The following is a 9,659-nucleotide window of genomic DNA, read 5'->3' on the forward strand; positions in this document are numbered from 1 at the left end:
CACCCCGGCACCGGCGCCGCCCCGCCCCGGCCACCGGCCGATCCGGGCGCCCGTGTGCCTGGTCGAACATCAACTCGTGCCGACGGTACAGCCGATGGCTCCTGCCCGGCAGACCCGGGCGGGGCCGGCTCTTCCCCGCCGACGCCAAGAGGGCACTTCTTCCTCGACGGACCAGGAGGAGGGACGGCACCCGCCCGTCCGGGACGGGGCTGACCTCTGTTTCCTCGACGGACCGGGGAGAGGGGCGGTCCGTGTGCCCGCATCCCCCTAAGGTGATCACATGGTCGTACGGGTGTGGGTCGTCAGGGACGGCAGGGCCGTCGCCGAGACCGCCGAGGAGTGGCTCTCGCCGCGCGAGCGGGCGCAGGCCGCCGAGTGGGCGGTGGACGACCGGCGGGAGACGTTCATGGTGTCCCGCGCGCTGCAACGGGCGCTGGGCGCACGGCACTTGGGGGTGTCCGTCGAGCGGGTGGGGATCAGCCGCGCGTGCGCGCACTGCCCCGACCCGGGTCACGGCAAGCCGCACTTCGCCGACGCCCCCGAGCTGGACTACTCCGTCTCCCACACGCGGGGGCTGATCGTGCTGGCCGCCTCGACCGGTACCCGCGTCGGGGTGGACGTGGAGTCAGGCAGCCGGGAGATCGAGCCGGCCGGGATGACCCGGCTGCTCGCCTCGGAGCCGGAGCTGCGGGCGCTGTCCTCCACCGCCACGGCACTGGAACCGCAGGCACTGTTCCGGCTGTGGGCGCGGAAGGAGGCGGTGGTGAAGCTCACCGGGCACGGCATCCTCCAGGTGCCGTTCACCGCCCTGTCCGTGGACGGCCCCACCGCCCGCCTCGACTCTCCGCCGCCCGGCTGGCCCGAAGAACCGGTCCATGTCACCGACCTGCCGCTGGGCGACGGGGTGTTCGCGGCGCTCGCCACGACGTGCGCTGACCCCGAGGTGACCGTCACCGAGCTGAGGCGGGTGGCCGACCTGGCCCTCTGAACCGGGCCGACGGAGCCCGTTCAGGCCGCGCGGGCCGTCACGCCGTCCACGCCAGCACACGCACGTCGTGGTACCGGCCCTGCGCGAACCGGTGCCCTCGCAGGGTGCCCACCGTGCGGAAGCCGTGCGCCTCGAACGCTGAGGTGTCCCGGCCGTCGGGCACCAGGCTCACGAACGACGAGCAGCGCTGGTACGTCCGCAGGAACTCCAGCAGCGCCCCCAGCGCCGGCGCGTCGGCCGCGGTGACCGCCACCTCCGCCTGCCGCGGCTGCTCGGGGTTGACCGCGCAGCCGAGCAGCGTCTCGCCGTACCGGAGGACGACGGCGTCCCGGTGTGCCAGTTCCCGGCCGAGCAGCGCCGCGTTCTGGGTGACGGGGTCGAGCCCGAGGAAGCCGCGCGCCGCCTCGCCCGCGGCGGACAGCTCGGCCGCCGCCTGTGCGGGCGGCAGCAGCCGCAGCGCGGGCTGCTCCGGCTCCGCGTCCGGTGCCCCCTCCAGGGCCGGTGCCGCGTCCGGTGTGCGTTCCGACGGCGGGTCAGTCATCGCTGGCATGAAGAGCACCCCACAGTTGACGGTCCATGGCGCCGCCCGCGACCCACAGGGCCTGCGGCACCGTCGCCTCCCACTGGAGGCCGCACGCTTTCAGCACCGTCTCGGTGCCGTCGTACACGCCGGGTGTGAGCCAGCCGTACAGCCGACGCATCCCGAGCACGCGGAAGCCGTGCCGCAGCGCCGCCTCCAGCACGGGCCGCGGGTCCTCGGCCGCCGAGCGCAGCCCGATCTCCAGGCGGGCATGCCGGTGGATCCAGTCCACGCCGGTGAACCGGACGAACCCGGTGCCCGGTACGACGCACAGCTCGTCCCGGTCGTCCCGCGGCGGCGGCACCCGGCTCGGCTCGGCCAGCGGCGGCCGGTCCACGACGGGCAGGCCCAGCAGTTCACCGGGCAGCCAGTCACCGGTCAGCAGAGCGGCGTCCGCCGCCCTGAACCCCTTCAGCTTCATGACGTGGGCGCCCATATCCGTGAGAAGAAGACGGTGCCGGAGCGGACACCGTCGTGGAGTTCGATGTCACCGAGGGTGCCCTCCTCGGTGAGTCCTGCGGCGCGGGCAGCGGCCAGTCCGCGGGTGTCGTACGCCCCCACGCGCACCGTCACCCGGACGATCTCGCGGCTCCAGCGCAGGCCCCGCAGGACCTCCTCCAGCGCCGCCGGCCACCAGGTGTCGGGTGCCGAGCCGCGCAGCCGCAGGTCGAGCTGGATGTGCGAGCCGTGTTCGCTGCCCACGTCCTCCACCCCGTACAGGCCGACCGGCTCGCCGTCGGCGAGCAGCACCCGGGTGCTGTCGTCGAGCAGCGCGTCGATCTCGGCCTCGGAGCGGGTGTCCGGCTGGGCGGTGCGGAAGTGGAAGTCCGGCTCGGTGAAGAACGCGAGCACCGGCTCCCGGTCCCGCGCCGTGAACGGGCGCGCGGACCACCGGGGGGTGGCGGTCGTGGCGGTTGCGGTCATGGGCCCTTCCTCGGCCGGTCCGTGCAGGGACGCCCGCGTCACAGGTCGCGGGCGATCTGGAGTCGCTGGATGTTGCTGGTGCCGTCCATGAACTCGAAGCCGTAGACGTCCCGGCTCCACTTCTCCAGCAGCGGATGCTCCAGCAGGCCCGCCGGGCCCAGCGCGCCGGCCGCCCAGTGCGCGGTGGCCACGGCGAGGCGGGTGGCGTTCAGCTTGGCCATGGACGGCAGACGCTGGTCGTCGGGGTGCTCGTCCACCGAGGCGGCGGCGTCGTACACGAGCTGCCGGGCGGCCAGCAGCCGGGCGGTCGGCACCTGAGCCGCGGTGAGGCGGGGCCGCAGTTCGCGTACGCATTCCGTGATGGCGAGGGCGGTGCCCACCGCGAGCGCGCCGATGTGCACCCGCATGTAGTTGAAGGTGCGCATGGCGCCCCAGATGCCGCGCCGGGACAGCTTCAGATGGCTGCCGAGGACCATCTCCTCCGGTACGCGCACCCCGTCGAAACGCAGCTCGCTGAGCCGGGCCCCGCGCAGCGCGGTCAACTCCAGGGCACGGCTGGTGAACCCGTCGGCCGGGGTGTGCACCAGGACCGCGCGGATGGCCAGCGGGGACGGGCCGGTGCGGGCGAAGACCGCGCCGATACGGCCCCGGGTGCCGTTGCTGATGTACCGCTTGGTGCCGTACAGCCGGTAGCCGCCGTCGGGATCGCGTTCCAGCCGGGCGCTCAGCATGGTGGCGTCGCTGCCCAGGCCGGGCTCGGTCATCGCGAAGAACGTCCAGGTACGGCCGTCGCCGATGGTGTCGTAGAAGTGGTCCTGCTGCTCCTCGGAGCCCAGGGTGTCCACGGCCACGCCGGCCAGGGACGGGCCGGGGCTCGCGGTGAGCATCGCCGCGTCGCCGCGGGCGAGTTCGACGGTGCCGACCACGCGGGCCAGGCAGGACTCGGTGGCGTAGGCGTCCGCCGGGGTCGGCGCGAGCCGGCCGCGGTACCGCTTCGGGGTGGTGACGGAGCGCACCAGGTCCAGGCCGGGCGCGTCCAGGTGCGGTGCGAGGGCGGTGGGGTCGGCGTCCACGGCGAGGGCGCGGGCCCGCAGGTCGGGCACCGCCTCGGCGACGGTCTCGCGCAGCGCGCGCAGCGTCGGGTCGAGGCCGGTCATCGGCCACCGTCCCGGACGGTCCAGCAGTTCGCGACGAGGTGGGAGACATGGGCGGTGCGGCCCGGTCCGTCGGCCATGAAGCCGCTGGCGCCGAGGAGTTTGGCGGTCTCCCAGTCGAGCGCGGTGATCTGGTCGTGCACGTCGGCGACGGAGGCGGCCGAGTCCGCGCCCACCCTCAGCTGGGCGCGGAGCGCCTCGAGCCCGGTGAGGACGTCGGCGACGGTGCCCAGCACGAGCTGTTTGCGGATGGTGGGCTCACCGCCCGAGGTGCGGCCCGACAGATGTTCGACGGCGTGGTCCAGCAGCCGGCGGGTGGCGCCGAGCCGGGCGGCGGCGACGAGAACGCTCACAGCGGTGAGCGCCTCGGCCCCGGCGGGCGGGGTGTCGGCGCAGCGGACGAAGGAGATGCCCGTCGCCTCGGCGACGCGGTGCGGCACCAGTTCGCGGCCCGGAGCGACCCGCTCGGACGGTACGGCGGTGACCGGGCCGGGGGCCGCGTCGGGGTCGAATCCGTCGAGCGCCGCGGCCAGTCCGACGGCGAGGCCGTCCCGGTGGGCGGCGCGCTCGCACGTGGCGATCAAGTCCGTCATGGGGGTCCTCCGAGAACCTCCTGCGGCCCGGCTGCCCGGCGGTTCCGGCTCAGGTCGGACACGACCTGGGCGGTCTCGGCGGTGGCGGCCCGGCACACGGTCGGTGTGGGAAAGGCGCTGTGGCATGGCGCCGTCGCGGAGGACGGCGCCATGCCACGGTGGATCAGGCAGCCTTCGCGGCGGCCTTCGCGGCGGCCTTGGCAGCGGCCTTGGCAGCGGCCTTCGAAGCAGCCTTGGCGGCAGCCTTCGTCGCGGCCTTGGCAGCGGCCTTCGACGCAGCCTTCGACGCGGCCTTGGTGGCAGCCTTGGTCATGCGATTCACCTCCACAGAAAAACATCTGGACAGAAATGCGCCGTCCGGTGATTTCCGCGCCCAGCGCAGAAATGACGGCCCGCGAAAAAAGGGGCAGGCAACGGCTGACGACGGAAGTCGGAAGTACGGCGCTGTGCAATGCGCCGGTCGCGGAAGTTCCGTGGCCGGTGATGGAAGGCTGACGAACGGGCGGGGACGCTGTCAACGAAAACCCGGTGCCCTCTCCCGGCGTGCCGGTGACATCTTGTCACCGTCCTTTTGGTGACACCGGAATCCGGTAGGTGCGGGCGGTGCCGCCACCTCATCATCGAGGACGGCGATCGTCACGGCCAGGGAGGATCGGATGCCCGCTACCGGAACACCCGGCACCGCACCCACGACCGGACCCGCGCAATTCGGCCCGGAAAAGGCCGGCCGTGCGGGAGCCGGCCAGGAGAACACCAGCGCTGCGAGAGGCGGCCCGGAGGACACCGGCACGCCACGGCCCTCTCCGGCGTCCCGCGAGGTGAGGAGGGCCGAACTGAACCGGGGGCAGCGGTACTTCTGGCTGCACCACCATCAGCTCCCGGCCGACGCACGCCACGACACGCACATCGTGCTCGACCCGCCCCTGCCCGAGGGGCTGGCACCGGCCCGGGTGCGGGCGGCGCTGAACCTGCTGGTGCGCCGCCACGAAGGGATGCGCACCACCTTCCCGGTCGGCGAGGACGGCCTCCCCCGGCAGATCGTGCACGCCCCGGCGCCGCTGCCCGTGCGGGTGGTCGCCGCCGACGGGGGCGGGGCGGTCGCGGAGGCCGTACGGGACTGCTCGCAGCGGGACTTCGACCTTGCCGCGGAGTGGCCCGTACGGGCCTGCCTGGTCACCGTGGACGGGCGGGTGCGGCGGCTGGTCCTCGTGCTGAACCACATCTCCTTCGACGACTGGAGCATCGCGGCGCTCCTGCGCGAGCTGGACGCCCTGCTCACCGCCGCCGCGGCCGGCCGGCCCGCCGCGCTGCCCCCGGTGCTGTGCCAGCCGGCCGACCTGCCCACGACCGGCACGGCACAGGACGGCGCACCGGGCACCGCACAGGACATCGCATCGGGCACGGCACAGGACGGCGCACCGGGCACCGCACGGGACGCCGTGCAGGACACCGCGCCGCGGGGTCCGGCGGACGGGCGGCGCGCGCCGTGGCGGGCCGAGGCCGCGCGGCTGCCGTCGGACCTGTACGCCGCCCGCCGTACGTCCGCAGAGGCGCGCGAGTCGTACAGCGCGACCCTCACCTCGCCCCGCCTGCTGCCCGCCGCACGGGAGGTGGCCGGGCGGCTCCAGGTGTGGCCGTCGGCGGTGCACATGGCCGCGTTCACGGCGCTGACGGCCGTGTACACGGGCAGCCCCGTCGTGCCGTTCTGGCTGTTCTCCAGCCACCGCGGTGACGCGCCCACCATGGACGTACTGACCTGCATGTTCGACCCTCTGCTCACGGCGGTGCGGCTCCCGGACGGCGACGACCCGACGTTCGGCGAGATCGTCCGGGCCACCGCGGACGCCGTGCGCCACGCCCAGGAGCGGCCCCCGCTTGCGTACGACGAGACGCTGGAGCTGCTCGCCGAGGAGGCCGGGCGGCGCGGGCGGCCGGTCCGGGTGGAGACCGAGGTCAACTTCCTGAACTACGCGCCCCGTTCCTGCGGCACGCGGCGCACCCGGTTCGCCCGGAACCCGGAGCCCGTCGCCTGGGCGCGGTCGGGCGCCGACGCCTACTTCCGCGTCCACGAGTGGGCCGACGGCGTCACGCTCGCGCTGCGCGCGTCGGGCGCGGTGCTGTCCGCGCACGCGGTGGAACGCTTCCTGCGCGGCTGCGAGGAGCTGATCACCAAGCAGGCCGACACCGGCGATGACCTGCGGCTGAGCGAACTGGCCGGGCTGTCGGCGCTGCCGGAGCCCGCCGCGGACGCCACTGGCCACGACACGGCCTCCCCCGACACCGCGCTCCCCGGCGCGGCGGTCCCCGGCGCCGCCACGGCCGACACCGGGGCCCCGCGTACGCCCGGACCCGCCGCGCCCGGCGCCGAGGAGGCGCTGCTGCGGGCGGTCGCCGAGGCCGGCGGGCCCGCCGCGCCGGACGCCGGCGCCGGCTATGTCGCCGGGGGCGGCCGGCTGCTGCGGGCGCCCGCCGTGCTCGCCGCGCTGCACGCGGCGGGCTGGAACGGGCTGTCGGTGCGCGACCTCGCAGGGCCGCTGCCGCTGCGGGACCTGGCCGGGCTGCTGGTCGCCCGGTGACATCCAAATGCCGGGAAATAACTGCCACCGGGACGCCGTCCGCATGACGCACCCCGCCGATTAGCCTTGCCGCCACGGGATTCCGGTACGGATTTCTCCGCTGCCCGATCCCGGGCGGGGACGGCCGGACCGGGCACCGGCCTCTCCCGGGTGAATTCCCCCGCCTTTCCGGACGGACATCCCGGTCCCACCACCCAGCCATGCGAAGGACGTGCCATGGAGCAGCAGAAGGTCGCCGAGCACATCAGGATCTCGCTGGAGGCGGTGCTCAATCGAGAGGTCGGTGAACTCACCCCCGAGACCCGTCTCTTCGAGGACCTCGCCCTCGATTCCACCAGTGTCCTGGAACTGCTGATGAGCCTGGAGGACACCATCGGACTGGAGATCGACCCGGAGGAGCTGGACGCCGACGTGTTCCGTTCCTTCGGGAGCCTGTCCGACTACGTGACGGCCCAGATGCGGAAAACGGCGGCGTGACCGGCCGCGCGCCGGCACCGACAGGAGGGCTGCCATGACGATCACCCTGTCCAGGGTGGCGGCGCGGGTGCCGAGCGGACGGGACTCCGTCGACGAGATCCTCGCCCGCCACGACCGGCCCCGGGCCGAACGGCGCCTGTTCACCCGGATCTTCGGGCTGCGCACCAGCCCGTCGCTGGCCGACGGGGAGACCCTGCTGGAGCTGCTGCTGGACGCCGCGGAGGAGGCGCTGGACGGCCGCCGTGCCGCACTGGTGCTGTACGGGCACACGCTGCTGGTCCAGCCCTTCGGGCACCACGACGAGTTCGCCGGGCACCTCCGCGAGCGGCTGGGCCTGCCCGGGGTGCCGGTGTACGGCATCTCCCGCATCAACTGCGCGTCGGTGCTGCGCGGCACGGACCTCGCCGAACGGTTCCTGCGCCGGCCCGGCGCCTCCCCCGACGACCTCGTGCTGGTCCTCGGCGGCGACCAGGGCAGCATGGGAGATCTGTCGCGGATCATCCCCGGGTTCGTGGTGTGCGGGGACGCCGCCGCCGCGGTCGTGATGGGCCGGGACGGCGAACGGCACCGGGGCCGCTACCGCTATCTGGGCGGGGCCGCCGTCCGGGACGCCCGGTTCCACCGCAATCTGCGGATGAGCACCGAGGAGAGCCGGGAGTTCGGCACCGCCTGCGTCGAGGGCATGGCCGGCGTGATCGACGCGGCGGTGCGGCAGGCCGGGCTGGGCCGGGACGACATCGACTGGATCATGCCGCACATGTCCAACGCGTTCGTGTGGCGCGCGGTGAGCGGCGCCCTCGGCATCCCCATGGACCACGTGTACCTCGATCTGCTGCCCGAGCAGGGCCACACCTTCGGGGTGGACGCGCTGATGGCGCTCGCCCACGCCGACCGCACCGGCCGCTTGACGCCGGGTCAGCGGTGTGTGCTCGCCGCGCAGGGCATGGGCGCCTACTTCCAGGCAGCGGTCGTCGAAGTGACGGAGGATGCGGCATGACAGCGACGTACAGCGGCACCGCGCAGAGCCCCGCCGAGGCCGGCGCGACGGCCACGGGACCGCACAGCGGCACATCGGCGGACGCGGCGACCGCGCCGTACCACGACCGCACCGACCGCACCACGGTCCACGCCCCCGGTACGCCCGTACGCCGCTACGGCACCGGTGTGGTCGACGGCGACGACCGGCTGCGCGCGCTGCGGGCGGGCGTCGCCGAGGTCGCGCGGGAGCTGCGCGAGCACGCGCTCGCCATCGACGCCGACCCGGAGGGCGCCGCCCTGCCGTTCGACTCGGCGGCGGTCGCCCTGATCCGCGCCTCGGCGCAGCCGCCCGAGCGGCGCCACGCGTCCGGCGCCGAAGGGCTCCTCGCCGGCTGGCGCGGCACCTGCCTGGAACGGGTGGTCGCCACCCTGGAACTGGCCCGCGGCGACGCGGGCGCCCTGCTCGGCGCGCCGGGACCGGCCCTGTCCGGGATCGTCGTGGACGCGCTGGGCAGCCCCGCGCAGCGCGACCGGTTCCACGACCGGGTCGCCGACGGGCGGACACGGACGTTCTTCGCGATGACGGAGCCGGACCACGGCAGCGACGCCACCGCCCTGGAGACCCGCCTGGAGCGGACACCCGACGGGTACGCGCTGTACGGCCGCAAACGGTACATCGGCAACGCGGCCCGCGGCGGCGTGGGCGTCGTCTTCGCCCGGACCGGGGCGTCCGCGCTGTCGATCCGCGCGGTGCTCGTGGAGCGGCCCGCCGACGGCTGGACGGCTCGCCGGCTGGACACGCTGGGGCTGCGCGGCGCCTGGCTGAGCGAGATCGACTTCGACGGGCTGCCGGTCGCCGAGGAACAGGTGCTCGGCGCTCATCTCCCGGTGTCCCGGCGGGGACTGTGGGGGGCGCTGCGCACCTTCAACAACGTACGTATCCAGGTCGGGGCGATGGCCGTGGGCACCGCGCTGGCCATGCTGGACCGCGTCGGCGAACTCGCCCCCGAAGCGCCCGGCGCCGAGGCGCTGCGCTCCCGTGTCGAGGCGGCACGGGAGCTGGCCTACCGGGCCGCCGCGGAGGTCGACCGCAACCCGGATCCGAGGGCGGCCCCGGCCGTGGCCAAGCTCGCGGGCAGCGCGCTGCCGGTGGCGGTCGGGCAGTGGGCGGCGCGGGTGCTGGGCCCGGCCGGGCTGGTCAGCGACCCGCTGCTGGAGAAGTGGACGCGTGACGCCCGCGGCTTCGAGTTCATGGAGGGCACGAGCAACATGCAGCGACTGCACATCGCCGACGGCCTGCTGCGCCGCGGCCCGCACGGGACGGAGCGCCCCTCGTGACCACGGCACCGCCCGCCCGCCCCGACACCACAGCCCACGGCCGTACGACAC

Annotated in this window: 11 protein-coding genes; 5 read left to right on the plus strand and 6 right to left on the minus strand. The window is 74.6% G+C overall.

The genetic code is table 11. The annotated features are described in order from the left end of the window. The first annotated feature begins 280 nt into the window (after positions 1-280). Positions 281-988: a 4'-phosphopantetheinyl transferase family protein gene (locus MTQ10_RS22655; protein ID WP_247471647.1), complete on the plus strand. Its 708-nt coding sequence runs from the start codon at positions 281-283 to the stop codon at positions 986-988. A 37-nt stretch (positions 989-1,025) separates the two neighbouring features. Here the strand turns inward: MTQ10_RS22655 and MTQ10_RS22660 are convergent, their stop codons facing one another. The 6 genes from MTQ10_RS22660 to MTQ10_RS22685 form a co-directional block, all read right to left on the minus strand. Beyond that, positions 1,026-1,529, minus strand: a complete 504-nt coding sequence (locus MTQ10_RS22660) for a hypothetical protein (RefSeq protein ID WP_247471649.1) — start codon at positions 1,527-1,529, stop codon at positions 1,026-1,028. Then, positions 1,522-2,004, minus strand: a complete 483-nt coding sequence (locus MTQ10_RS22665; protein ID WP_247471652.1) for a hypothetical protein — start codon at positions 2,002-2,004, stop codon at positions 1,522-1,524. The genes MTQ10_RS22660 and MTQ10_RS22665 overlap by 8 nt, the downstream gene beginning before the upstream one ends. Further along, complete coding sequence (locus tag MTQ10_RS22670; protein WP_247471655.1) at positions 1,986-2,492, minus strand: hypothetical protein; 507 nt, start codon at positions 2,490-2,492, stop codon at positions 1,986-1,988. Before MTQ10_RS22670 ends, MTQ10_RS22665 begins: the two co-directional genes overlap by 19 nt. A 38-nt stretch (positions 2,493-2,530) precedes the next feature. Further along, a complete protein-coding gene (locus MTQ10_RS22675) occupies positions 2,531-3,649 on the minus strand; it encodes an acyl-CoA dehydrogenase family protein (RefSeq protein WP_247471657.1) in 1,119 nt (372 codons plus the stop codon). After that, positions 3,646-4,239: an acyl-CoA dehydrogenase family protein gene (locus tag MTQ10_RS22680; RefSeq protein ID WP_247471673.1), complete on the minus strand. Its 594-nt coding sequence runs from the start codon at positions 4,237-4,239 to the stop codon at positions 3,646-3,648. Before MTQ10_RS22680 ends, MTQ10_RS22675 begins: the two co-directional genes overlap by 4 nt. Before the next feature lie 163 nt (positions 4,240-4,402). Next, the gene (locus MTQ10_RS22685) at positions 4,403-4,552 is read right to left on the minus strand and encodes a hypothetical protein (protein WP_247471675.1); all 150 of its coding nucleotides are present in this window, start codon (positions 4,550-4,552) and stop codon (positions 4,403-4,405) included. A 343-nt stretch (positions 4,553-4,895) separates the two neighbouring features. Here MTQ10_RS22685 and MTQ10_RS22690 point away from each other — a divergent pair, with 343 nt between their 5' ends. From MTQ10_RS22690 to MTQ10_RS22705, 4 genes are all read left to right on the plus strand, one after another. After that, entirely contained in the window at positions 4,896-6,815 is a 1,920-nt protein-coding gene (locus tag MTQ10_RS22690) for a condensation domain-containing protein (protein ID WP_247471694.1), read from the plus strand. Between the two features lie 216 nt (positions 6,816-7,031). Continuing rightward, a complete protein-coding gene (locus tag MTQ10_RS22695) occupies positions 7,032-7,292 on the plus strand; it encodes an acyl carrier protein (RefSeq protein ID WP_247471697.1) in 261 nt (86 codons plus the stop codon). Positions 7,293-7,326: 34 nt separating this feature from the next. Next, entirely contained in the window at positions 7,327-8,289 is a 963-nt protein-coding gene (locus MTQ10_RS22700) for a 3-oxoacyl-[acyl-carrier-protein] synthase III C-terminal domain-containing protein (protein ID WP_247471700.1), read from the plus strand. Next, positions 8,286-9,608: an acyl-CoA dehydrogenase family protein gene (locus MTQ10_RS22705; protein ID WP_247471704.1), complete on the plus strand. Its 1,323-nt coding sequence runs from the start codon at positions 8,286-8,288 to the stop codon at positions 9,606-9,608. Before MTQ10_RS22700 ends, MTQ10_RS22705 begins: the two co-directional genes overlap by 4 nt. The last annotated feature ends 51 nt before the right edge of the window (positions 9,609-9,659 follow it).

The sequence above is a fragment of the Streptomyces sp. XM83C genome, from assembly GCF_023072675.1.
Classification (GTDB): Bacteria; Actinomycetota; Actinomycetes; order Streptomycetales; family Streptomycetaceae; genus Streptomyces; species Streptomyces thermocoprophilus.